Source organism: Amycolatopsis sp. lyj-84, assembly GCF_046549075.1.
GTDB lineage: Bacteria > Actinomycetota > Actinomycetes > Mycobacteriales > Pseudonocardiaceae > Amycolatopsis.
In genome coordinates, this window is record NZ_JAJPWO010000015.1 from 141,859 (window position 1) to 164,308 (window position 22,450).

30 protein-coding genes are annotated in these 22,450 nt (G+C 68.1%); 17 read left to right on the forward strand and 13 right to left on the reverse strand.

The window, feature by feature from the left end; translation table 11 throughout:
* Window positions 1–68 precede the first annotated feature (68 nt).
* Window positions 69–248, reverse strand: a complete 180-nt coding sequence (locus tag ACLJRM_RS35635; RefSeq protein WP_101609433.1) for a hypothetical protein — start codon at window positions 246–248, stop codon at window positions 69–71.
* Window positions 249–381: 133 nt separating this feature from the next.
* Between ACLJRM_RS35635 and hisH the strand changes: the two genes are divergently transcribed.
* From hisH to ACLJRM_RS35650, 3 genes are all read left to right on the forward strand, one after another.
* A complete protein-coding gene (gene hisH / locus ACLJRM_RS35640) occupies window positions 382–1,005 on the forward strand; it encodes an imidazole glycerol phosphate synthase subunit HisH (RefSeq protein WP_101609432.1) in 624 nt (207 codons plus the stop codon).
* Between the two features lie 9 nt (window positions 1,006–1,014).
* Entirely contained in the window at window positions 1,015–1,752 is a 738-nt protein-coding gene (gene priA, locus ACLJRM_RS35645) for a bifunctional 1-(5-phosphoribosyl)-5-((5-phosphoribosylamino)methylideneamino)imidazole-4-carboxamide isomerase/phosphoribosylanthranilate isomerase PriA (RefSeq protein ID WP_101609431.1), read from the forward strand.
* Between the two features lie 79 nt (window positions 1,753–1,831).
* Window positions 1,832–2,179: a DUF1330 domain-containing protein gene (locus ACLJRM_RS35650; RefSeq protein ID WP_101609430.1), complete on the forward strand. Its 348-nt coding sequence runs from the start codon at window positions 1,832–1,834 to the stop codon at window positions 2,177–2,179.
* 66 nt (window positions 2,180–2,245) lie between these two features.
* On the opposite strand, the gene ACLJRM_RS35655 is transcribed toward ACLJRM_RS35650, so the two are convergent.
* From ACLJRM_RS35655 to ACLJRM_RS35705, 11 genes are all read right to left on the reverse strand, one after another.
* Window positions 2,246–2,824, reverse strand: coding sequence for a Fic/DOC family protein (locus tag ACLJRM_RS35655; RefSeq protein ID WP_410665584.1), 579 nt, complete (start codon window positions 2,822–2,824; stop codon window positions 2,246–2,248).
* Window positions 2,821–3,411 carry a Panacea domain-containing protein gene (locus ACLJRM_RS35660; RefSeq protein ID WP_101609429.1) on the reverse strand — a complete coding sequence of 197 codons (591 nt, stop codon included), beginning with the start codon at window positions 3,409–3,411 and terminating at the stop codon, window positions 2,821–2,823. The genes ACLJRM_RS35655 and ACLJRM_RS35660 overlap by 4 nt, the downstream gene beginning before the upstream one ends.
* Before the next feature lie 123 nt (window positions 3,412–3,534).
* Window positions 3,535–3,921, reverse strand: a complete 387-nt coding sequence (locus ACLJRM_RS35665; protein WP_101609428.1) for a PPOX class F420-dependent oxidoreductase — start codon at window positions 3,919–3,921, stop codon at window positions 3,535–3,537.
* Window positions 3,922–3,947: 26 nt separating this feature from the next.
* A complete protein-coding gene (locus ACLJRM_RS35670) occupies window positions 3,948–4,682 on the reverse strand; it encodes an ABC transporter permease (protein WP_101609427.1) in 735 nt (244 codons plus the stop codon).
* Window positions 4,679–5,404 carry an ABC transporter ATP-binding protein gene (locus tag ACLJRM_RS35675; protein ID WP_101609426.1) on the reverse strand — a complete coding sequence of 242 codons (726 nt, stop codon included), beginning with the start codon at window positions 5,402–5,404 and terminating at the stop codon, window positions 4,679–4,681. The genes ACLJRM_RS35670 and ACLJRM_RS35675 overlap by 4 nt, the downstream gene beginning before the upstream one ends.
* 48 nt (window positions 5,405–5,452) lie before the next feature.
* Entirely contained in the window at window positions 5,453–6,013 is a 561-nt protein-coding gene (locus ACLJRM_RS35680; protein WP_410665585.1) for a putative glycolipid-binding domain-containing protein, read from the reverse strand.
* Window positions 6,010–6,933, reverse strand: a complete 924-nt coding sequence (locus tag ACLJRM_RS35685; RefSeq protein ID WP_101609424.1) for an NADP-dependent oxidoreductase — start codon at window positions 6,931–6,933, stop codon at window positions 6,010–6,012. Before ACLJRM_RS35685 ends, ACLJRM_RS35680 begins: the two co-directional genes overlap by 4 nt.
* Before the next feature lie 28 nt (window positions 6,934–6,961).
* Complete coding sequence (locus ACLJRM_RS35690; protein ID WP_410665586.1) at window positions 6,962–7,963, reverse strand: hypothetical protein; 1,002 nt, start codon at window positions 7,961–7,963, stop codon at window positions 6,962–6,964.
* Window positions 7,960–8,469: a SigE family RNA polymerase sigma factor gene (locus tag ACLJRM_RS35695; protein WP_101609422.1), complete on the reverse strand. Its 510-nt coding sequence runs from the start codon at window positions 8,467–8,469 to the stop codon at window positions 7,960–7,962. The genes ACLJRM_RS35690 and ACLJRM_RS35695 overlap by 4 nt, the downstream gene beginning before the upstream one ends.
* A 711-nt stretch (window positions 8,470–9,180) precedes the next feature.
* Complete coding sequence (locus ACLJRM_RS35700) at window positions 9,181–9,468, reverse strand: hypothetical protein (protein WP_410665587.1); 288 nt, start codon at window positions 9,466–9,468, stop codon at window positions 9,181–9,183.
* A 27-nt stretch (window positions 9,469–9,495) separates the two neighbouring features.
* Window positions 9,496–10,098, reverse strand: coding sequence for a TetR family transcriptional regulator (locus tag ACLJRM_RS35705; protein ID WP_101609421.1), 603 nt, complete (start codon window positions 10,096–10,098; stop codon window positions 9,496–9,498).
* A gap of 38 nt (window positions 10,099–10,136) precedes the next feature.
* Here ACLJRM_RS35705 and hisF point away from each other — a divergent pair, with 38 nt between their 5' ends.
* The 9 genes from hisF (at window position 10,137) to ACLJRM_RS35750 (ending at window position 17,099) form a co-directional block, all read left to right on the forward strand.
* A complete protein-coding gene (gene hisF / locus ACLJRM_RS35710; RefSeq protein ID WP_101609420.1) occupies window positions 10,137–10,910 on the forward strand; it encodes an imidazole glycerol phosphate synthase subunit HisF in 774 nt (257 codons plus the stop codon).
* The gene (locus tag ACLJRM_RS35715; protein ID WP_101609419.1) at window positions 10,907–11,296 is read left to right on the forward strand and encodes a hypothetical protein; all 390 of its coding nucleotides are present in this window, start codon (window positions 10,907–10,909) and stop codon (window positions 11,294–11,296) included. Before hisF ends, ACLJRM_RS35715 begins: the two co-directional genes overlap by 4 nt.
* A complete protein-coding gene (gene hisI, locus ACLJRM_RS35720; RefSeq protein ID WP_101609418.1) occupies window positions 11,286–11,651 on the forward strand; it encodes a phosphoribosyl-AMP cyclohydrolase in 366 nt (121 codons plus the stop codon). The genes ACLJRM_RS35715 and hisI overlap by 11 nt, the downstream gene beginning before the upstream one ends.
* Window positions 11,648–12,010 (forward strand): DUF1304 domain-containing protein, encoded by a 363-nt coding sequence (locus ACLJRM_RS35725; protein ID WP_410665588.1) that lies wholly within the window; start codon window positions 11,648–11,650, stop codon window positions 12,008–12,010. The genes hisI and ACLJRM_RS35725 overlap by 4 nt, the downstream gene beginning before the upstream one ends.
* 98 nt (window positions 12,011–12,108) lie before the next feature.
* Window positions 12,109–13,122: a DUF3592 domain-containing protein gene (locus tag ACLJRM_RS35730; RefSeq protein ID WP_410665589.1), complete on the forward strand. Its 1,014-nt coding sequence runs from the start codon at window positions 12,109–12,111 to the stop codon at window positions 13,120–13,122.
* Between the two features lie 94 nt (window positions 13,123–13,216).
* Window positions 13,217–14,017: a hypothetical protein gene (locus ACLJRM_RS35735; RefSeq protein WP_410665590.1), complete on the forward strand. Its 801-nt coding sequence runs from the start codon at window positions 13,217–13,219 to the stop codon at window positions 14,015–14,017.
* 100 nt (window positions 14,018–14,117) lie between these two features.
* The gene (locus ACLJRM_RS35740) at window positions 14,118–15,140 is read left to right on the forward strand and encodes a DUF3592 domain-containing protein (RefSeq protein WP_410665591.1); all 1,023 of its coding nucleotides are present in this window, start codon (window positions 14,118–14,120) and stop codon (window positions 15,138–15,140) included.
* A gap of 119 nt (window positions 15,141–15,259) precedes the next feature.
* Window positions 15,260–15,847 carry a hypothetical protein gene (locus tag ACLJRM_RS35745; RefSeq protein WP_410665592.1) on the forward strand — a complete coding sequence of 196 codons (588 nt, stop codon included), beginning with the start codon at window positions 15,260–15,262 and terminating at the stop codon, window positions 15,845–15,847.
* Window positions 15,848–15,869: 22 nt separating this feature from the next.
* The gene (locus ACLJRM_RS35750; protein WP_410665593.1) at window positions 15,870–17,099 is read left to right on the forward strand and encodes a DUF3592 domain-containing protein; all 1,230 of its coding nucleotides are present in this window, start codon (window positions 15,870–15,872) and stop codon (window positions 17,097–17,099) included.
* A gap of 588 nt (window positions 17,100–17,687) precedes the next feature.
* Here the strand turns inward: ACLJRM_RS35750 and ACLJRM_RS35755 are convergent.
* Entirely contained in the window at window positions 17,688–18,362 is a 675-nt protein-coding gene (locus tag ACLJRM_RS35755; protein ID WP_101606056.1) for a TetR/AcrR family transcriptional regulator, read from the reverse strand.
* 112 nt (window positions 18,363–18,474) lie between these two features.
* On the opposite strand from ACLJRM_RS35755, the gene ACLJRM_RS35760 reads away from it, so the two are divergent.
* The 5 genes from ACLJRM_RS35760 (at window position 18,475) to ACLJRM_RS35780 (ending at window position 22,431) form a co-directional block, all read left to right on the forward strand.
* Window positions 18,475–18,888 carry an SgcJ/EcaC family oxidoreductase gene (locus tag ACLJRM_RS35760; RefSeq protein WP_101613011.1) on the forward strand — a complete coding sequence of 138 codons (414 nt, stop codon included), beginning with the start codon at window positions 18,475–18,477 and terminating at the stop codon, window positions 18,886–18,888.
* Window positions 18,885–19,241, forward strand: coding sequence for a hypothetical protein (locus tag ACLJRM_RS35765; protein ID WP_410665594.1), 357 nt, complete (start codon window positions 18,885–18,887; stop codon window positions 19,239–19,241). The genes ACLJRM_RS35760 and ACLJRM_RS35765 overlap by 4 nt, the downstream gene beginning before the upstream one ends.
* Before the next feature lie 30 nt (window positions 19,242–19,271).
* Window positions 19,272–20,072 carry a siderophore-interacting protein gene (locus ACLJRM_RS35770; RefSeq protein WP_168214243.1) on the forward strand — a complete coding sequence of 267 codons (801 nt, stop codon included), beginning with the start codon at window positions 19,272–19,274 and terminating at the stop codon, window positions 20,070–20,072.
* Window positions 20,073–20,082: 10 nt separating this feature from the next.
* On the forward strand, window positions 20,083–21,318 hold the full coding sequence (locus tag ACLJRM_RS35775; protein WP_101606058.1) for a serine hydrolase domain-containing protein: 1,236 nt from the start codon (window positions 20,083–20,085) through the stop codon (window positions 21,316–21,318).
* A gap of 87 nt (window positions 21,319–21,405) precedes the next feature.
* The gene (locus ACLJRM_RS35780; protein WP_410665595.1) at window positions 21,406–22,431 is read left to right on the forward strand and encodes a styrene monooxygenase/indole monooxygenase family protein; all 1,026 of its coding nucleotides are present in this window, start codon (window positions 21,406–21,408) and stop codon (window positions 22,429–22,431) included.
* Window positions 22,432–22,450 lie beyond the last annotated feature (19 nt).

A 22,450-nucleotide genomic window follows, 5' to 3' on the forward strand; every position in this document is an offset into this window, starting at 1 on the left:
GTCACTCCTGGTCGGCTCGGTGGGTCACGACCTATGAAGAAAACCACACACATGACCGGAGTCGGGTGTCAGAGATCGCGCCATCCGGTGGTCTTCGTCACCTGAACCGATGCCGTGGCCGTCCGGCCGGGGGCGGAGCGCTGCTTCTGCTGGGGGATCAGCAGCTCCGCGAAGGTAGGAAAAGGCACGCTGTCGATGTCCTCGCGCCAGGCTTGGAACAGGCCGGTCAGCTCGTCGGTGTCCTGCATCGATCCTCCAGAAGTGCAGGGCGGTCCTGCGCCGGCCTCACTCGGAGGCGTTATTACCCAGACGAGTGAAGGATGAAACAGGGAATCCGAAGAAAATCCGGTCCGCTAACCTGGGCGCGTGCCTACTCCCCGCGTGGTGATCCTGGACTACGGGTCCGGCAACCTCCGATCCGCCGAACGCGCCGTCCAGCGCGCCGGTGCGGACGTCGAGGTCACCGCCGACCCCCATGCCGCGCTCGAGGCAGACGGCCTGGTCGTCCCCGGTGTCGGCGCCTTTTCCGCCTGCATGGAGGGGCTGCTGTCGGTGTCGGGGGAGAAGATCATCGGCAAACGCCTCGCCGGTGGCCGTCCCGTCCTGGGCATCTGCGTCGGCATGCAGATCCTCTTCGAACGCGGCGTCGAGCACGGCGTGGAGGCGGCCGGCGCCGGTGAATGGCCGGGCACGGTCGACAGGCTGGAGGCCGACATCCTGCCCCACATGGGCTGGAACACCGTGCGCGCGCCCGAGGACTCGCAGCTGTTCGCCGGTCTCGACGCGGACACGCGGTTCTACTTCGTGCACTCCTACGCCGCGCGGACCTGGGAACTGGACTCCGGCCTCGCCGGGCAGCAACCCAAGGTGACCTGGGCGAACCACGGCCAGGACTTCGTCGCCGCCGTCGAGAACGGGCCGCTGTGGGCGACACAGTTCCACCCGGAGAAGTCCGGGGACGCCGGGGCGCACCTGCTGCGCAACTGGCTCGGGACTCTCGCTTAGAGTGGGCGCGTGACTTTCACGCTCCTTCCCGCCGTTGATGTGGCCGATGGCCAGGCCGTGCGACTCGTCCAGGGCGAGGCCGGCACCGAAACCTCCTATGGCAGTCCGCTGGAGGCGGCACTCGCCTGGCAGCGGGACGGGGCGGAGTGGATCCATCTGGTGGACCTCGACGCCGCGTTCGGCAAGGGCTCCAACCGCGAACTGCTCGCCGAGGTCGTGGCGAAGCTGGACGTCCAGGTGGAGCTGTCCGGCGGCATCCGCGACGACGCCTCGCTGGAGGCCGCGCTGGCCACCGGCGCCCGCCGGGTCAACCTCGGCACCGCGGCGCTGGAGGACCCGGAATGGACCGCGAAGGTCGTCTCGTCCTACGGCGACCGCGTCGCCATCGGGCTGGACGTGCGGATCACCGAGGCCGGGCACCGGCTGTCGGCTCGTGGCTGGACGCAGGACGGCGGTGACCTCTGGGAGGTCCTCGACCGGCTCGACCGCGACGGCGCTCAGCGCTACGTCGTCACCGACGTGAGCAAGGACGGCACCCTCCAGGGCCCGAACATCGACCTGCTCCGCGAGGTCGCCGCCCGCACCGACGCGCCGGTCATCGCCTCCGGCGGCGTGTCCAGTGTGGACGACCTCCGCGCGCTGGCCGCTCTGGCCCGCGACGGTGTCGAGGGCTCCATCGTCGGCAAGGCGCTCTACGCCGGGGCGTTCACCCTGCCCGAGGCGCTCGCGGCCGTCGCGGAGTTCTGAGCTTTACCTCCGGGGTAATCGACGCCACGCCGTCGTTCGGTCAGGATTCCTTCCAGGACAACAAACCTGGAGGGACATCATGACCGCCTACGGAATCGCCCACCTTCGCCCGACCGGTGCTCTGGTGGAAGAGGTCTTCGAGTACCTGGAGCGGATCCAGGCCACGCTCGATCCCTTCGGCGGCAAGTTCCTCGTGCACGGAGCCGAGGTCGAGGTCGTCGAAGGCGAGTGGCCGGGGGCGCTCGTGATGATCTCTTTCCCCAGCATGCCGATCGCGCGGGAGTGGTACGACTCGCCCGCGTACCGGGAGATCCTGCACCTGCGGGCGGACCACATCCCCGGTGACCTGATCCTGGTGGAGGGCTGCGGGCCGGACCACGACTCGGCGGCGATGGCGGCGGGGCTGAGGGCGCTCCAGGCCGCCTGATTCTGGTGGCGCTGAAGGGCTCCCGGCCAGCTTGAGTGCGAGGGATCAGCGGTCATCGCGCTTTGCTCACATGCGGACGATCACGGGCGCGAGAACCTTGATCAGTTCGGTCGTCGCAGTGGTCCGGAGGCTGTGGCTGGACGCGGCGTTGTTGTCGTCCTTGTTGAGAGCGGACCAGTCGAGTCGCCAGCCCGCCGCTGCCGACAGTTGTCGCAAGAAGGCTCGCAACGTCCGTCCATTGCCCTCGCGAAACGGGTGCATGGCGTTCAGTTCGGAGTAGTACCAGGCAAGGCGTTCAAGGAAGTTGTCCCGATCCAGGCCGAGTAGCCAGCCATCGGTTTCGAGGTTTCCCAGCACCGCCGATGTCTGCTCATCAACGAATCTCCAGGGGCAGAAATTCGACGCCCCTTTGGCGATGTTCACGGTGCGGGTCTTTCCTGCCCAGTCGTAGACATCCTTGAACAGGGCGTGGTGAAAGCCCTGTAGATGCTCAAGGGTGTATTCACCAGGGAGACTTTGACGAGCGAGTTCGACGTCTCGAATACTGACGATGCGCGCCTCGGCCTGCTTGAAGGTCTCAGGATCTTCGATGTCCAGCTTGTTGCGAAGGCACTTCCCGTCGGGAAGGCTGTACGGATCGCTCACTGCCGACGGGCTCGCTCTATTTCTTCGGCGATCAGGTCGTCGGCGGAGCGTGTATTGGTCGCGACTTCGCGGAGAGTTCGCTGCCAGTCGTCGTCGAGATCGATACCTTCCATGGCCGCGCTGGCCGCGGCCTGGGCGACCGCGACGTCGACATCGGCGATCTGCCGTGCGTAGAAGTGACGCATCTGGTCGTGCGCTATCGGCTGCGAGGATTTCTCGTTTTCGGCGACTACCCCTCTCGCGACTCGCCACGGGGACTCCATGTGAGTCATCCGCGACAAGGTTTCAGCCGAGTAATGAGCGTACTTGTCCATTACCCAGGTCAACGTCGCGTTCTCGGGTTCTGTCAGCGCTCCGGCATGACCGCTCGGCCAGCTCGTTACCTGGTACTGCTTTCGGTGCCCGGCGAAGATAGACGGTGTGACGGGCCCCTGAGGCCATGCTTCGATCTTCTCGTCGAACATCGGTTCACGCTGAAACACCAGATGCCACGCTTGTGAGTAGTAAAGCAGCTTCTGCAGCTTCATCGTCGTGATCGGGCCGGTGCGGGTCAGCACGGCAGCAGCCACGTCACGTGCGCTGGCCATGGCTACCACCTCCTCTGATGCACTTCATCTTACCGTGCCGCGGTCTCGAATCGGGCATCTGAGAGCCGTCGGGCGAGCAATGATCGAACTTGTGTTCGAGAATGTCAAGTGTGGCGAACGGAGCTACCCGGCCAGCTTGATCGCGATCCCCACCGTCCGGTCCTTCGGCCCGCGCAGCTTGCTGAAGAACATCGTCACCCGCCCGGTGACGCCGTATTTCCGCGCGATCACCTTGCGCACGCGCTCGGTTCCGTCGAGGTCCAGCAGCCGCGCCTCGCCCGCGACGACGTCGCCGTGGGTGTTCTTGCCGCGGAGGTCGCAGGCCTGGACCTCGACCCGGCCGCTGTTGCGGATGCGCTTGACCTTGCCCGCCTTGCGTTCGGACCAGAGCACCAGCTCGCCGCCGTCGCCCGCCGCCCAGACCGGGGTCGGCACCGGGGTGCCGTTCTTGCGGAAGGTGGTCAGGACGACGTACTTCTCGGCGGCGATCCGCTCGAACTCCGATCCCATGTGGAGAGTCTAGGCCGTTCGACGACTTATGCCGTTCGACGACGCAGCGTCGCCGCGCCGAGCATCAGCGCGGCCAGCGCGCACGCGCCGACGACGATCAGGTTCCGGATCAGTGTCGCGTCCACAGTGCCCGATGTGGTGACCCGGGTGAGCGCTTCGACGGCGTACGAAAGCGGCATCACGTCCGAGAGCCGGTTCAGCAGCCAGCCCATCTCCCCGCGCGGCACGAACAGCCCGCACAGCAGGATCTGCGGCAGCACGAACAGCGGCATGAACTGCACCGCCTGGAACTCCGTCCGCGCGAACGCGCTCACGAACAGGCCGAGCGCCATCCCGAGCAGGGCGTCGAGGACGGCGATGAGCAGCAGCATGCCGATCGAGCCAGCGATGTCGAGGCCCAGCCACGCCAGTGAGATCCCGGCCGCGACGCCGACCTGCACGATCGCGATCGAGCCGAACGCGATCGCGTAGCCGAAGAGCAGGTCCAGCCTGCCGATCGGCAGGGTCATCAGGCGTTCCAGTGTCGCCGTGGTCCGCTCGCGCAGGGTCGTGATCGAGGTGATCAGGAACATGATCAGGAAGGGGAAGACACCGAGCAGCGCCGGGGCGACGCGGCTGAACACCGCTTCGGAGTTGAAGACGAAGCGCAGCAGCACCATCAGCAGCGACGGGACGACGACCAGCATCACGACGGTGCGCGGATCGTGCCGCAGCTGCAGGAGGATGCGCCGGGCCGTGGCCAGCGTCAGGGCGGGATTCACGGTCGCGTCACCTCCGTCTCGCGGACCAGCCGCAGGAACGCCTGCTCCAGATCGGCCGTCCCGGTGCGTTCGCGCAGCCCGGCCGGGGTGTCGTCGGCGAGTATCCGGCCCTCGCGCATGAGCAGCAGCCGATCGCATCGCGCGGCTTCGTCCATGACGTGGCTGGACACGAGCAGTGTCGCTCCGCCGTCGGCGAGACGGCGGAACAGCGACCAGAGTTCGTCGCGCAGCACGGGATCGAGGCCGACGGTCGGTTCGTCCAGCACGAGCAGTTCGGGTTTCCCGAGGAGCGCGACGGCGAGATTCGCGCGGTTGTGCTGGCCGCCCGACAGCGAGCCGACCAGCTTCCCCGCGTGGTCGGTGAGGCCGACCTCGCCGAGCACTCTGTCCACATCGGACATCGGCGCGCGGAGTACGGAAGCGAAGTAACGCAAGGCTTCCGTGATGGTGAGGTCGGCGTAGATGGCCGGATTCTGGGTGGCGTAGCCGATCAGCCGACGCAGCGGCGGACTGCCGGCGGGATGGCCGAGCACGGTGACCTCGCCGCCCGCGACGATCTGCACGCCGACGATCGAGCGCATCAGCGTCGTCTTGCCGCAGCCGCTCGGCCCGAGCAGGCCGGTGATCCGGCCGCGCGGCGTCTCGAAACCGATTCCCCTGACGACCTCGCGGCCGCCGCGGACGACCCGCAGGCCGGTCACGGAGATCGCCGAATTAGTCATGTGTTTAATTCTGCGCCCGTTGAGAAGCCCGAGTCAAGAGGCCGTGTTTCAGGGCAGCCGGACGGCGATGCCCGGGTAGTCGACCACCAGCAGGTGCTCGTCGTAGTGCAGGACGCACGAGAACGCGAAAACCGGCGCCGAGTAGGCGAAATCGCGGTCGCCGATGCGCTCGTAGCGCTGCTCCAGCCGCTCCACGGTGAGGTCACCCGCCCGGACGTACGCGGCGGGCGCCTCGGCGGCGGCGCCCAAGGCGAGGCCGAGCCGGTGCACCGGCAGCGTGTTCGTCATCGACGACGACTCGAGGTCCACGTCGAAACAGCCGTCCAGACGCGGATCCGGGACGCCGTCCACCCGCCATCGCCCGTCGCCGTCCGATTCGAGCACCGTGCGCCGGGTGCCCGACGCCGACCGGCCGGAGATCTCCGCCCGCCGCGTGTGCCAGGCGGCGTCGACGGCGATCGAGTACTCGACGAACCAGGACTCCCCGTCCTCGACCGCCGTCGTGGCGCCATTGATTCGCCAACCGCCGTCGTGCCCGTTGAAGAACGCGACTTCCAGGCCGGTCCTCGAATCCTGATGTCGCCAGCTCGCCGCGGCGGGGAGAGTCACGGCACCAGGACGAGCTTGCCCCGGACGTGGCCCGCTTCGCTCTCGTCCTGGGCCGCGGCCGCTTCGGCGAGCGGATAGACCCGGGCGATCGGCAGGTCGAGCTTGCCTTCGGCGGCGAGTGCGGCCCCTTCGGCAAGCGCGCCGGGAACCTGCTCCGCCGGACCTCCCGAAGTGAAACGGACGCCGTGGTCGGCCGCGTCCGGCGCGGCGATCGTGACGACGCGCTTCGGGCCACCGGTCAGCTCGACCAGCGTCGACAGCGAGCCTCGACCGGAGGTGTCGAAGGACGCGTCGATGCCCTGCGGCGCGACCTCGCGGACGCGTTCGGCGAGTCCTTCGCCGTACCGCACCGGGACGGCGCCCAGCGAACGCAGGTACTCGTGGTTCGCCTCGCTCGCGGTACCGACGACGGTGAGCCCGCGCGCGACGGCGAGCTGGACGGCGATGGTGCCGACGCCGCCCGCCGCGCCGTCGATGAGCAGCGTCTCGCCCTCGCCGAGCTCCAGCAGGTTGAGCGCGCGGTAGGCGGTGCCGACGACCACGGGCAGCGCCGCGGCCAGCTCCCAGGACAGCGCTTCGGGCTTGCGGGTCAGGCCCGCCGGATCGGCGAGCACGAACTCCGCGTATCCGCCGTTCCCCCGCCCGAGGACCTCGTCACCGACGGCGAAGCCGGACACATCCTCACCGACCGCGTCGATCACGCCGGCGACGTCTCCACCGGGGACGGCGGGGAACGTCGACGGGTACACCTCGGCCATCAGCCCGGACCGGATCTTCCAGTCGATCGGGTTCACTCCCGCGGCGCGGACGGCGATCCTGACCTGGCCCGCGCCCGGCTCGGGAAGCTCCCGGTCGAGGACGTGCAGAACCCCGGAGTCGCCGTATTCGGTGAACGCGATGGAGCGGTAGGTGTCCGTCATGCCGTCGACAACCTTCGCCCGCCCGCGCCTATTCCGGCGGTTTCCCGATCCAGCCGTAGTCACCGGGGATGACCTGCAGGTTGTCGGCGATGTCGAGCAGCGTGGCCTGGTCACGTTTCCCCGAAACGGTGAGCCACCGTCCGCTTTCGAGCTGGACGGAGACCGCGCCGTACTGATGCCCGAGTGGCCCGTCGCGTTCCGGGAGATAGCCGCCGTCGCGACCCTTGACCTTGAGGGGGACCGGTTGGGCACCACTCAGTTCCGGCCCTTCGCCGCTGAGCGACGCCGTGACGACCGCCGCCGCGGTGGGCTGCCCGGCGGACGTGGCTTCCAGTTCGGTCGTGGCCCCGTTGATCTTCATGAACGTCTTGACTCCCGACAGCTCGAGATCGGCGGGCAGCCGTCCGAACCGCAGTTCCCCCGAGACCCGGACGTGGTTGTCCGGGACCATCGCCTCGGCGATCCGCTCGCCGACCGCGCGCGGGTCTTTGATGTTGAACAGCGTCAGACTCAGCAGATAGACGTTGTCGGGGGACCAGGTCAGCATCATCCCCTGGCCGGGCATCTCGACGGCCATGCCGACCTTGCCGTGCACGATGATCTGGTTCGGCGCGGGCGCGATCGTCCACGGTCCGGACCGTTCGTCGCTCAGCGGGGTGCTGGTCAGCTGGAGGTTGCCCATCCCCGGGCCGATCCAGACCCTTTCCTGCGGCGCGGGATAGGGCTTCGCGCCCCGGCTGGTTTCCTGGAAGCCGTCGGGGAGCCAGCCGGGCTTGTACGGCAACACCGACCAATCGGCGTTGCGCGCCGAAGCCGGGGGAACCGACGTGAAGGCCCGCAGGCCCAGCGGGACGCCGAGCGCGATGATCGCGACCGCCGCCGCGACCAGCGCCAGGGCCATCTTCGGACGGCTTCGCGGCCGTTGGGACAGCGCGTCGCGGATCTCGGCCCCGTCGGGCGCCCGCGTCGCCAGGTGTTCGAGGCTCTCCCGGATCAGGTCCTCGGTGTTCTCTTCACTCAGTCGGGTCATTTGCGGGCTCCCGTGGGCTGAACAGACGAGGACGGGCCGGTTTCCCGCAGCGTCGCGAGCGCGCGCGAGATCTGGCTGCGCACGGTCGACGTCGCGCAGCGGAGCACCGCGCCGATCTCCTCGTCGGTGTAGTTCTCGTAGTAGCGGAGCACGATCGCGGCGCGTTGTTTGCGCGGGAGCTTCGCGAGCCTGTCCAGCATCGCGTCGCGTTCGTCGTATTCGATGGCGTGATCGGAGACCGGCGGGCTCATCAGGTCGAGCATCTCCGGCGACGACGGCACCACGCGGCGGACCGCGAGGCGCCGTCGCCACGACAGGTACTCGTTCGTCACCATCCGGCGGACGTACGTCGGCGGCGAGTCGATCTTCGGCCAGCGTTGCTGAGCGCGCAGCAGCACCTCCTGCACGATGTCCTGCGCCAGGTACGGGTCGTCGGTCAGGACGGTCGCGTAGCGCAGGAGCTCGTCCAGGCGATCCGCGACGAACTCGTCGAAGGTCGCAGGCACGTGGTCCCCCTCAGCCGATGGTCTCGCTCTAGTGACGCACGGGACCACCCGGCTGATGCATCGGGAGCGGAACTTTTCCGGGTGAACGTGATCACCGCACGGCGGTCTCCAGCCGGACGAAGGCGAATCCGGTCGTCGCCGGTTCCTCACCGGTGGGGCCGGTGGCCGCCGGACGGCGTTCGCCGTCGTGCACCACCAGCAGGCCGTGCGGGAACAGCGGGCCCAGCGGCGCGGTGGTGATCGCGGCGCCGTCGTCCGGAAGTCGCGCCGCGGGGCGTTGCGGCCGGTGCGGTCGTGGACCACGAACCGCGAGTCGCCCTGGCTCGACACGAGCAGCTTGTCGGCGGCCAGCGTCAGCCCCTCGGCGTCCGCGGTCAGCCACTCGCCGCCGAAGCCGGGGTCGGGGCCGTCGGCGACGCATTCTTCGGTCGCCTCGTCGAAGCGCTGCGGCGCCCCGAAGGAACGGACCTTGTCGATCAGCGACGGACGCCCGAAACCGTCACCGTGCACCGGGATCCGCCAGATCTCGACGTCCTCCTGCGCCGTGTAGAGCACGCGGTGCTCGACGTCGAGCACCGAACCCTCCAGCTGCGGGCGCTCGTCCGGTTCGCCGCACGGCGACCACGATCGTGCCGATCGGCGCGGTGCCGACGGTGCCGCCCGGTTTGTCGACAAGTCGCAAGAGCGCCACGCGGGTTTCGTGCCGCCGGGTCACCGCGACCCAGCGCGCGCCGGTGCGCGGATCGCGTCCGGCGGTGAGCCCGTACGCCGTCCGCTGTTCGTCCACTTCGGACTCCGAGGCGGAGAAGACCGGTGCGGCGGAAGGATCCGTGACGTCCCACAGCACGTGCGAGCCGACCGCGGTCGGCTCGCCACCGCCAGGTCGCCGACGACGTCGACGTTGTTGAACCGCCCGCCCGCGGGCACGGCGAGCTGCTGGAGCCGCCGCGCCCTCAGGTCGAACGCGGCCAGCCCGCCTTCCTCGAGCGTGCCGAGCACGACGCTCTGGGAGGGGTTCTTCGGAAGCTAGCCGCGCGAGTTGTCCGGCCGGTGAACGTCGGCGGTCAGGTAGTACTGCGCGACCGGCGCCAGCATCGCGACGACCTCGTCGTCGGAGGCCTCGACCAGCGGCGGGAGCTGGATGACGTAACGCAGCAGCGCGAACCCGACCATCTGCGCGGCGATCCCGGCCACCCGGACCTTCGGCACGCCGCGTGCTTCGGCGACCCGCGCCAGTACCGTCCGTTCGAGGAACTGTCGCATCATGGTCGCGACCTGCTCGTTCGTGGTCGCCGACCGGATCATCGCCAGGAACGGCTCGCGGCCCGCCGGGGCCTGCCAGAAACCGAGAAACGCGCGGACGAGACGTTCGCCGACCTCGTCTTCCGGGCCTTCGAGGATGCGGGGGACCATCTCGCCGGGGTCGATCGGCAGGTTCATCGACGCGGCGAAGAGCCCCTGCTTGGTGCCGAAGAAATGGTGCAGCAGCGCGGCGTTGACCCCGGCTTCGGCCGCGATGCCGCGCACGGTCGCCCCGTCGTATCCCTGTTCGGCGAACCTGCGCCGAGCCGCGTCGAGGATCTCCTCCCGCGTCTCGGTCTGCCCCGGCCGCCGCCCCGCCTGTGCCATTCCGCGAGCTTAGAACGCCCTTGACTACGCTTGTCCCCATGTCAGTCGCAGTCAGGGTCATCCCGTGTCTCGACGTCGACGCGGGCCGAGTGGTGAAGGGCGTCAACTTCGCCGACCTGCGCGACGCCGGCGACCCCGTCGAGCTCGCCCGCCTGTACGACGCCGAGGGCGCGGACGAGCTCACGTTCCTCGACGTCACGGCTTCCTCCGGGGACCGCGAGACCACCTTCGACGTGGTCCGCCGGACCGCGGAGCAGGTGTTCATCCCGCTCACCGTCGGTGGTGGCGTGCGCACGAACGACGACGTCAACCGGCTGCTGCGCACGGGCGCGGACAAGGTGAGCATCAACACCGCGGCCATCGCGCGGCCGGAGTTCCTGCGCGAGGCGTCCCGCCGCTTCGGCGCGCAGTGCGTCGTGCTGTCGGTGGACGCCCGGCGCGTTCCGGAGGGGACCGAACCGACCCCGTCCGGGTTCGAGGTGACCACGCACGGCGGCCGCCGCGGCACCGGGATCGACGCCGTCGAATGGGCCGCGCGCGGGGAAGAACTCGGCGTCGGCGAGATCCTGCTCAACTCGATGGACGCCGACGGCACCAAGAACGGCTTCGATCTCGAACTCCTGACCAAGGTGCGCCGGGCGGTCCGCGTCCCGGTGATCGCCAGCGGCGGCGCCGGCGCGCTCGAGCACTTCCTGCCCGCCGTCGAGGCCGGTGCGGACGCGGTGCTCGCGGCCAGCGTGTTCCACTTCGGACAGTTGAAGATCGGCGAGGTCAAGGGCGCCCTGCGCGCCGGGGGAGTCGTGGTCCGGTGATCCCGAACAAGTGGAAGGCCGCCACCGAGGTCAAGGTCGTCTGCGCGCTGATGCTCGGGCTCGGTCTCGCGTACGTGGGGATGGCCGTGATCCTCATGTTCGCGCCGTACTCCTCCGCGCGGACGTTCCTGCTGCCCGGAACGTCAGTCGTGCTCGGTGGTCTCGTCGTGGCGGGACTGGTGCTGAGGATGTCTTCGGCGCGGTTCGCCGGTTTCGCCGTCAGCTTCCTGTTCGCCTTGCTGCACGCGCTGTCCATGCTGGCGGCGGAACTCTTCTGGGTGAAGATCGTGTCCGGGCTGCTTTTCGCCGGGTACATCTACTCGGCAGTCCTGCTCAACTCGATGCCGGTGAAACGGCACCTGCTCGGAGCCACGAATGACGCTTGATCCCGCCCTCTCTGATCGCCTGAAGCGCAACGCCGACGGGCTGATCGCCGCCGTCGTCGTCGAGCACTCCACCTCGGACGTCCTGATGATGGCGTGGATGAACGACGAGGCGCTGAGGCGCACCCTCACCACCCGGCGCGGGACGTACTATTCGCGCAGCCGCAAGGAACTGTGGGTGAAGGGCGAGACGTCCGGCCACGTCCAGCACGTGCGCGAGATGCGGATCGACTGCGACGGCGATACCGTCCTGCTGCGCGTCGACCAGACCGGCCCGGCCTGTCACACCGGCACGCACACCTGTTTCGACACCGGCGAACGGCTGCTGCTGGCCGACGAGAGCGAGAAGACCCCGTGAATGTCGTCGCCAACGTCCTGGTCGGCATCGTCGCCCTGATCCACCTGTACATCGTCGTGCTCGAGATGTTCCTGTGGACGACCCCGCGCGCTCGCGCCGCTTTCGGCACCAGCGAGGAATTCGCGAAGGAGAGCGCGCCGCTCGCGGCGAACCAGGGGCTGTACAACGGTTTCCTGGCCGCCGCGCTGATCTGGGGGCTGATCGCGACCGGCGGTACCGCTTGGCAGTTCAAGATCTTCGGCCTCGCGTGCGTGATCGTGGCAGGGCTCTACGGGACGGCGACGGCGAGCAAGCGGATCTTCTTCGTGCAGGTGGTCCCGGGCACGCTGGCGCTGATCGCGGTGCTGCTGGCGGGATAGGACCTTGGTCCCTCCCGGTAGCCTCGTCCCAGGCGTAAAATCCGTGTATGAAACTGGGGACTGGGGAAACTTCGGTGGATCGATACCACCGTCGGAGAGTGGGCTACCGCTTCGCGATGCTGTTCAGTATCGCGGTGGCGAGCGCCGCGGCCATCGGACTCGTCCTGCAGTCGACGGGCGAGGAATCCGGCTGGGGAATTTCCGGGTTCGCCGACGAGATCGCACTCTTGATCGCGGGTCCGGCTCTGGCGGCTTTCGCCGGGCATCGCTTCAAGGTCAACGGCAAGCTGCTCGAAGCCGCGCTGGCAGAGCGAGCGGCCTCGCCGGTGCCCGTGCCGGAATCGACCGGGATCGGGGTCGCCGATCCGGACGCGGAGACCCCGCGCCTGCGGAAGCTGGCGCTGCGGTCCACGGTGCTGGCGCCCCTGTGCCTGCCCTTGGTCGCGGCCGGGATCTACGTCATCGCCTTGCCGTCGATCCAGTCCGCCGGCTTGCTGGAGCACGGGAACCGCGTCAACGGCACCGTGGTGGACGTTCCGGATCGCGGGTACATGTGGGTCGAGTACTGGGTGCGGACCGAACGCCGGGAAGTACTGATCGACAAGCATTACGACCACGAGTACGAGCCCTACCAATCCGTCGTGGTCTATTACGATCCGGAAGATCCAGACCGGGCGCGCACCGACGTGGAGTCCAACACGGAGGACTTCGGCAAGGCAGGCGTGTTCCTGTTGGCACCCGGGTTCGTCGGCTTCGTGTGTTCGGTGCTGTCCGCCAAGGGTTGGCGCCATCGGCACCGCCTGGTGACGGAGACCGGATGGCGTCCGGCGATCGCGACGGTGAAACGGGACTACACCATAGGGTCAGGGCAACAGTTCGAGATCCACCTCGTGTTCGAGGACGGTTCCCAGACGGTGGTGCGGTCGGCGGGCTGGTCGGTCCGCTCGGCGATCTGGTATCGGAGCAAGCCGGGGACGCGGGTCCAGGTCGGTGGTGAGGGCGGAGACGTGGTCGTCCTGTTCCCCCGCGGCGGGCTGAGCGGGAAACCGTACGTGGTCCCCGCGGGAACGACGCGGGACAGCGACGAAGCCAGGCCGAAGACGAAGGTCTGAGCGGCCTGGCCTCGGTGTTCCCCTGAGTGCCGGAAGGCGCGAACGGGACCTTCGTCCCTCCTCGATGAGGGCTTCCCGGGCGTACGCTTTTTCCATGAAACTGGGGACTGGGGAAGCTTCGGCGGAGCTGCATTGGCGCCGAAGAGCGCGCTGGCTTTTCGCCTGTCTGTTCCTGAGTGTCGGCGGGCCGAGCCTTCTGCTCGCGGGGCTCAACATCAGGGCCGAGATCACCGGTGACAAGCTGTCCCGTGACGACGCCATCATCGCCATCACCGTGCTCATCGCGGTGGCGGGACTGGTGGTCTTCGCCGGACAGCGGGCCGCTTTCCACGGCCGGGCGGTGACCGAATCACTCGCCAAGACTCCGCTCGCGGCGGAGGCGGGCAGCGGTTTCGACGCCGTCGACGAAGACGGCGAGACTCGGCGGTTGGGGGTTCTTTCCGTGCGGGCAAGCGTCTTCCTGGCCATCTCGATCGTGCTGGCCGTGGCGGGTTTCGTTTTCCTGGTGGCGGTGGGCGACGAGATCGGCCAGTCCCTCGGCGCGCTGGCGATGGTCTTCGGGGTGGGCGGGGCGGTAGCCGCGGGAATGGCGTCGAGCACCTGGCTGGCGTGTCACCGGTCGGTCCTGGCCGCCGGGTGGCGCGAGGCCACGGTGACCGTGAAACCGGACTACGACCTGGCCCACCGGGAGCGGGAACCGGCGAACTTCGACGTGCGGTTCGCCGACGGAGAGACGATCGGCTTGCGGGGAACGCACTTCTCGTTCCGGACCGGCACCCGGTTCGCGGCCCGCCCCGGTGCCCGTGTCCTGGTCGGCGGGGAAGGACAGGCGATGGTCATCCTGTTCCCGGCCGGACCGTCGGATCCCCTTTACGCGGTACCGGTGCGACGCTAGAACCTGCTCACTCGTACGCTCGGGGCGGCTGTCCGGTTGCCCCGGCGGCCGGTCGGAATCGTCTCCTTCGAGCGCGTGTGTCCCCGGTTAAAATCGGTCCATGGAACTGGGGGGCAGGGAAGACGAGACAAAGGACTTGAGACGTCGAAGAGCGCTTTGGCTCGGCGTCGCCTGGTTCTTCGGCGTCGTGTTCGCCGTACGCCGCATTGTCGTCACCGGCCGCCTTCTGGCCGAGGCGGGCAGGGTCGACCAGAGGTCGTCGAAGGTACGCGCGTTGAGCAGCCGCTCCCTTGGCTTCGCCCTGCTCTGGATGACGGTCTTCGTCGGCGCGGTGTTCGGGACGGACTTCCTTCAGCGTTCGGCCGACGAGCTGCTGGCGACCGGAACCCGTGTCGAGGGCAGGGTGGAAAGCTTCCGCCTCGACCGCACCGGCAAGTATCCGACCATCATCGTCGGCTATCGCGTGGACTCCGCCTCTTTCAAGGCGACGATCGACCCGGACTCCGGGCGCGTCTACACGGTCGGTCAACCGGTCACGGTGATCTACGACCCCGCGAATCCCCGCTCGGTCCGGACGCTCGAAGAGGCCAACAAGGACGGGATCGCCATGGGGCTGTTCCTTGTCCTGATGCTCCTTTCCCTGGTCGGCGCCCCGGCGTCCGGGTGCGCCGCCGTCAAGTGGTGGCTTCGCTACCGGGCGGCGCTGGCCACGGGGTGGCGTGCGGGCAAGGCGACGGTGTGGGGAAGGAAGGGCAGGAAACTCCCGGACATCGATGTCAAGTTCGAGGACGGCGCCGTCACCAGGTTCCGCACGGTGATGTCGACGCGGGGAGCGAACCGGTTCAAGGAGGGCGGGAACGTACCCGTCTCGGTCGCGGGGACGGGCCAGAACGTGGTCTTGGTCTTCCCCGACGGCCGGTGGCGCGCAGGAAGGCCCTACGAGGTTCCGGCAAGAGAAGTCCGTTCCGACGGGTTGGCCGCGAGCGGCGTCCGGGGAGGCAAGGGACAGGCCGGGTTCGTGCCGGAGGAGCGGCGCGATACCGCTCGCCGCCATGGACTGGAATTCCGCGATGTCCCTCCCCGAGAGAAGCCACTGAAGCCCCGAGGGAAGCGTCGCTCGTGAAACGGGGCGACCGGATGGCGCCCTGCTCACTTGCACGCTCGGCGAGCGCTCGCGGTTGCCCTGGAGCGAGAGGGAACTCGTTATCCCGGGAAGGCCATTTTTCCCGCTAACCTCAACGCATGAAACCGGGGCAAGGGAAGAGAAGATCGGCCGACCGCGACCGTCCTAAAAGGCTTCCGCGCGTCGCCGGGCGGCCTCTGTCCTCTTCGGATGTCGACGACGTCAAAAGCCTTGTCGCGCAGACGGTACACGAAGAAATTGCCGCTCCGCTGATCGAGAGACTGTCGCACTTCAAGGTGCGAGCGCTGGCTTTGTCGGTCCTCTGGCTGATCTTCTTCGTCACCTGCCAGGTGAGCGACGTGCCGTTCCCACTGCCTTTCTTCGCGTTCCTGGGCTTTCCGGCGTGCCTGGGTGCCGCTTGGCTCTGGCGGAGCCGGTATCGCTCAGTCTCGAAAACCGGCCTGCGTGAGGCCACGGCGACGGTGCGGCCCGGGTGGCTGTTCCCCCGTGTCGACGTGTTCTTCGAAAACGACTACAAGTTTCTCGCCACGCGCCGTTCGCTGAGGATCGCGCCCCGGGTCCGGAAGGTTCCCGTCTTCGTCGGCGGTGAGGGAACGGACATGATCGTGATCTTCCCGCGTGGACGGTTCGGCAAGGACACGCTCTACGCGGTGCCTGTCAAGGAAATCGAGCCGGACACGGCCTGACATAGGACTGGGAGAAGGCGAATTGAGGCGAAGGACGAGAGGTCGCGACGGCCTGTCGCTGTGGTCGTCCGCCAAGGACGATCAGCTCGAAGAGCATGTCCCCGAGCCGGAAGAATCGAGTTCGGCCGCGCCGGCTCGTGCCCGGGCCGAGCCGTTTTCCCTGGATCGGGAACAGTGGGATGACGTCAAGAAAGCGGCGCGAAGGCATCGGCACAGGGAAATCGGATACCAGGCCGCCGAGCTGATCTTCATCGCGATCTTCTTGGTGTGGACGGGCGGCACGATCTATTCCTTCGCCGTACCGGACTATCCGTGGGAGGACTACGAACTCGCGGCGAACATCACGATTCTCGTCGTGGCTTCGGTATCGGCGGTCTTCGCCGCGTGGCGAGCCAGGGTGAACGGCGCCCGGTCCGTTGTGCCGGTTGGATCGGGGGAGTGGCTGCCGCCCGAAGAGGACCTTCCGGTCGACAACCGGGTTGATCTCGAACGAGAGATCTCACGACTGCGAACCTTGAGGTTCCGCGCGTTTCTCATCGCCCTTGGCTGGGCCGCGGTGCACATCGGAGGCTTTCTCGGCATGGTCGGTGTGGAGCGCTCGGCAGCGGAACTGCTGGAGACCGGCGCGCAGGTGCCCGGCAGGGTGGCGAGTCTCCACGATCCGGACGGAGGCCGGGGTGGTCGGTCGATGGAGGTCAATTACGTCGTCGGTGGAAGGCGCTACAACACCGACGTCTCCCTCGAAACAGATCAGCGCTACGTGACCGGGGAATCGGTGACCGTGGTGTACGACCGGTCGGAGCCGGGCCGGATGCGGACCCTGGAAGAGCCCAACGAAAACCAGTTCTGGGTCGGGGTTTCGGTGACGGTGGCGATCGTGGCCCTGATCGCAGTCCCGTTCTCTCTCGTCGCGGCCGGGGCGTGGCGGCGGCGCCACCGATCGGTGCTGGCCACCGGGTGGCGGACGGCTTCGGTCACGGTCGCGCCGGACTATCCGATCCGTTCGGGTCGCAAGATGCCGTCGATCGAGGTCGAATATCGCGACGGCAGCAGAATTACCCTCCGTGCCTCGACGTCGACGCATGGTTCGACCCCGTTGAGGAAGCGGCCGAAGCGATGGGCTTGGGTCGGCGGCGAAGGCCGGGACATGGTCGTGCTGTTCCCGCATGGGCGTTGGCGTGAACCGCCGTACGCGGTGCCCGCTTGGGCGGTGACGGAACGCTTTCAGCCGGACGAACAAGCCACTTCGTGAGTGGTGAGGACGGTTCTATTGAGGGGAAGGTCAAACGTGTCGTGTTCGCGGGCGGGTCGTGCCGGGCTGAAGGCTCCCTTCGCCGCGTCCGATGCGGTGAAGGGAGCCTTCAGCAGCGCGGATCTGGATCGGCCGCACTCTGACTGTCCGCACGGGACACGTTTAGCCGGGTAAATGTCTGATTGATACCCATATGCACGCTTTGCGGAGGGGGTCGTGAGTGGCAAAGCGGGTTCTAACCCTCTTTGCCACTCACGACCCCCTCCGAAAACCGCACATCCAACCATCAATCGGACATTCTGTCGCCAGGAAGTGTCCCTTGTGGACACTCGGGAGCGACTGGCGCCCGCAGGCCGGTCCAGAACCACGCCACGAAGGCCACCTCTTAATCTTGAAGCCAGCGAAGGAGTCCTTCGCCGCAGAGGCTCGGTCATGCCACATTTGACTTACCCCTCAATGACCGCCTTGCCGCTCGCGAGGCTCTCCACGGTTCGGCACTCTGGTCGCCTGGAAGTACGTGAAGGACCCCTTCCTTGCGCTAGACGCAGTGTTGGGGTCCTTCACGTACTTGGGAGGCGTCCTCACCACTCACGAGGCCCTGGCCGCGAGGCCGGCGAGGAACAGGTCGATGGCGAACTCGAACCGTTCCTGGGCCGTCTCCGCGGTGAAGTACTCGCCCGAGCCGAGCATGTTCGGGAACGTGCCGGGCGGGAACGACGTCATGTACTCGACCATCTGCTTGCCGCGTTCCTCCTGCTCGGCCAGGTTGATGTCGCCGTGCTGCCAGCCCGCGCCTTCGTAGGCGAAAGCCTTGGCGTAGAGCCATAACGCGTCGGCCGCGAACAACGCCTGCTTGAGGTCGAGGCCGCCCGCGCGCAGCACCGCGAGCATGGCTTCGGCCTGCTGCAAGGCGTTCGCGCCGACCGGTACCGGGATGGCCCACGCGATCTTGGCGATTCCGGGGAACGACGTCAGCGCGCGCACGTTCTCCCGCAACAGGTCCTTCGCCTGCTCGATCCACCGCTCCGGTTCGGGTTCGGGGACCGGGCCGAAGTCGAGGACGTGGTCGACCATCAGCTCGTGGAGCTCTTCCTTGTTCGCCACGTGGGCGTAGAGCGACGCGGGGCCGGTTTCCAGCGCCTGGGCCACGCGCCGCATGCTCACCGCCTCCAGTCCCTCGGTGGCGAGGAGGTCCAGGGCCGTCTTCACCACGAGCTCCTGGGACAGCACGGGTTTCTCGGCGCGACGCCGGGGCCTGCTCACTTCGTTCGCCTCCTGATCCGGGGTACCCCCCGAACTCTACTTGACGCGAACGCCGTTCGTCTGTAGAACGGTGTTCGTCACACGAACGCCGTTCGCCCCACTGGAGGACATCATGACCGAACGACGGGCCGAGGTCCTGGCCGTCCTGGGCAAGCTCGCCGACGCGTGGAACGACGGCGACGCGGCCGCGTACGCGTCGCTGTTCACCGAGGACGCCGACTACGTGACGTTCTTCGGCATGAACATGCCGGGCCGCGTGATCATCGAAAGCGCGCACCGATCTCTGTTCGAGGGGCTGCTGAAGGGATCGAAACTGGTCGCCGGGAGCGATGAGCCCAAGGTCCGGTTCGTGCGGCCCGACGTCGCGATCGTCGTGTCCGGCGGCGGATCGTCGCTGGCGGGCGGCGAGCCCGAACCCGGCCGGGAATCGACGCTGACGTATGTCCTGGTGGAGGAGTCCGAAGGCTGGCGGGTCGCGTCGTTCCAGAACACCCGGGTGAGTGACCCGGCCGCGAGCGCGGCGTGAAACCGCTGGTCGAAGTCGACGACGTGGTGCCCGCGTCCGCCGATGAGGTCTTCGCCCGGATCGCGGAATTTCTCCAAGCGCAGCAGTACAACCCGGGCTTCGAGATAGACCCCGAGCGCGGCCTCATCGCCCAGCAGGGCGGTTGGTGGTACCGCGGGGAGTACCTCGTCGTGGATGATCCGGCCGGTGCGCGGGTAACCCATCGGGTGTACAACGTCGCTTCCCGGGGACGGTGGGCGGTCCCGCTGGCCAACCGGTTCTTCGCCGGGTTCGACGGGCGGGTCCGGGAGGGCTTTGATCGGATGATGGGAGACGTCGCCCGCTCGATCCGGGATCGGCGTACGCTCAGTTAGGTTCACCTAACCTCATGAAAGGAATCGTGAATGGCCGAGGCGCGGAGATCAGTGTCGGCGACCCGGTTGCGGGTGCTGCGCACCGAGCGGATCACCCCGCATATGGTCCGGATCGTCGCTGGGGGCGAAGGGATCGCCTCGTTCCAGCCCAACGAGTTCACCGACGCCTACGTCAAGGTGCACTTCCGGGTGCCCGGCGTCACCTATCCCGAGCCGTTCGACCTGGCGCGCGTCCGCGAAGAACTGCCGCGTGAGCAGTGGCCGCGGATGCGTTCCTACACCGTCCGGGCCTTCGACCGGAATCTCGGCGAGCTGGTGCTCGACTTCGTCCACCACGGTGACGAGGGTGTCGCCGGACCGTGGGCCGCCGCCGCGAAACCGGGCGACGAGCTGCTGATCTCGGGTCCCGGCGGGGCGTACGCGCCGGGCGAGGAAGCCGACTGGCACCTGCTCGCGGGTGACGAGAGCGCCCTTCCGGCGATAGCCGCGTCACTCGAAGCGATGCCGGCGGGCGTTCCCGTGCACGCGGTCATCCTCGTCGAGGACGCCGCCGAAGAGCAGTCGCTGACCACCAAGGGCGACGCGCGGATCACCTGGCTGCACCGGAGCAAGGGCGACGATCTCGCGGCAGCCGTCCGCGCGCTCGAGTGGCGTGACGGCGTTGTGCAGGCGTTCGTGCATGGCGAGGCCGCGTTCGTCCGGGATCTGCGACGTCACCTTCTCGACGACCGGGGAATGCGGCGCGACCTGCTGTCCATCTCCGGATACTGGCGGATCGGGAAGACCGACGAGGCGTGGCGACTGGAGAAACAGGCCGAACGGAACGCGTAGCCTCGGTCGCATGATCGAGCTGAAGGTGGACGTCGACCCGGCCGAGGTGGGCTTCGACGCGGAGCGGTTGCGGCGGATCGACAAGCACTTCGACGGGTACCTGGAGCGAAATCTGCTTCCCGGGTACCTGGCCGTGGTGACCCGCAACGGGAAGGTCGCGCATCTCGCGTCGAACGGGCTGCGCGACATCGAGGCCGGGCTCCCGGTGGAGACCGACACGATCTGGCGCGTCTTCTCGATGACGAAGCCGGTCACCTCGGTCGCCGCGATGATGCTCGTCGAAGAGGGGCGCATCGACCTCCGGGACCCGATTTCCCGGTGGCTGCCGGAATTCGCGGAACCGCGGGTCTTCACGGCGGGCTCGTCCGTCCGGGTGATGACCGAGCCTGCGACGGAACCCATCCGGCTCTGGCACCTGCTCACCCACACCGCCGGGCTGACGTACGGGTTCCACCGCACGCATCCGGTCGACGCGCTCTACCGCGAGGCCGGCTTCGACTGGGGCACCGCGCCGGGACTCGACCTCGCGAGTGTCTCCGAGGCGCTCGCGCGGCAGCCGTTGCAGTTCCAGCCCGGTTCGGAATGGAACTATTCGGTCGCGACGGACATCCTCGGAAGGCTCGTCGAGGTCGTCTCCGGTCAGTCTCTCGACACCTTCTTCAGCGAGCGGATCTTCACTCCGCTCGGCATGCACGAGACCGGATTCCAAACCGACCCGGCCGCCCTCGACAGGCTGGCCGCGCTCTATGTGCCCCACCCGAAGACGAAGGCCCCGTTCCGTCACGACGAGATGGGCGCCATCGGCCGTGTCACGCCCACGTGCCTCTCGGGCGGCGGGGGGCTGGTCTCGACGGCGGGTGACTACCACCGCTTCACGCAGATGCTGCTGCGTGGCGGTGAACTCGACGGCGTCCGGTTGCTCGGTTCGCGCACGGTGGAGGTCATGGCGAGCAACCACCTGCCGGGCGGGGTGGATCTGGAGACCTACGGTCGCGTCGGTTTCTCCGAGACGCCGTATGACGGTTTCGGCTTCGGACTGGGCTTTTCCGTGCTCGACGACCCGGTGAAGGCCAAAACCCTCGCCAGCGCCGGGGAATTCGCCTGGGGTGGCGCGGCGAGCACCGCCTTCTGGGTCGATCCGGACGAGGACGTCACGGTGCTGTTCTTCACCCAGCTGCTGCCGTCGTCGACCCATCCGATCCGCGCCGAACTGCGCAACCTGGTGTACCAAGCCCTCGTGGGCTGATCCTTTTCGGGCAGCCCATCAGGCGGATCCTTTACCGCGCGGTGGAAACCCGGCCACACTGGACCCAGCCGAAGGGGAGGGGTCCTCATGCGCCGGATCGTGGTGGTCGGGGCCGGGCAAGCCGGTCTGGTCCTGGCCTTGGGCCTGCAGCGGCACGGATACGCCGTCACCGTGGTCACCGACCGCGACGCCGGAACGATCCGTGCCGGTGGCCTCATCTCGAACCAGTGCTTGTTCCATCCCGCCCTGACCCGGGAACGCGCGCTGGGCATCAACTTCTGGGACGGAACCGCCCCGGAGATGCTCGGCGCGTCGTTCGGGCTCGCCGGGGACTCCCCGGAGCCCGCCGTCTCGTGGCGCGCCCGCTTCGACCACCCCGCGCAGTCGGTCGACCAACGGGTCAAGGTGTCCGACTGGCTGACCGCGTTCGCCGCCCGCGGTGGTGAGGTGCGGATCGGCAAGGTGACGCCCGACGGGCTGGAGGAGTACGCCCGCGAGTTCGATCTCGTGCTGGTCGCGGCCGGGCGAGGACCACAGTTCGACGGTCTCTTCCCGCGTGACGACGCGCGTTCCCCGTATCGCGAACCGCAGCGGACCATCGGGATCCTGTACCTCGTCTCCGGAGGCGACGAGCCGCTTCCGGTGTATCCGGGCCTGACGTTCGGGCTCTCCCGGGCCGGTGAGCTGTTCGGGCTGCCGGTCCAGTCGGTGCGCGGGCCCGTCTTCGGCCTCGGGTTCTTCGGCGTTCCCGGCGGACCCATGGACGTCTGGGACGACGTCACCGACGTCGACGAGCATTTCGCCCTCGCGCTGACGCTGCTGCGCAAGCAGTTCCCGTGGGTCGAAGAGTCGCTCGCCGGCGCACGCCCGAGCGGGCCGCTGGACGTCCTGCGCGGCCGGGTCCTGCCGATCGTGCGTGAGCCGGTCGGGACGCTGCCGTCGGGGGCGAAGGTACTCGCGATGGGCGACGCCGCGGTGACGAACGACCCGATCGCCGGGCAGGGCGCGAACATGGCGGCGCACGCGGCCGCGGTCTACGAACAGAGCATCCTCGACCACGGCGACCGCCCGTTCGACGAAGCGTTCCAGCGCCGTACTTTCGCCGAGTACTGAGAAAAGGCACAGCACGCGA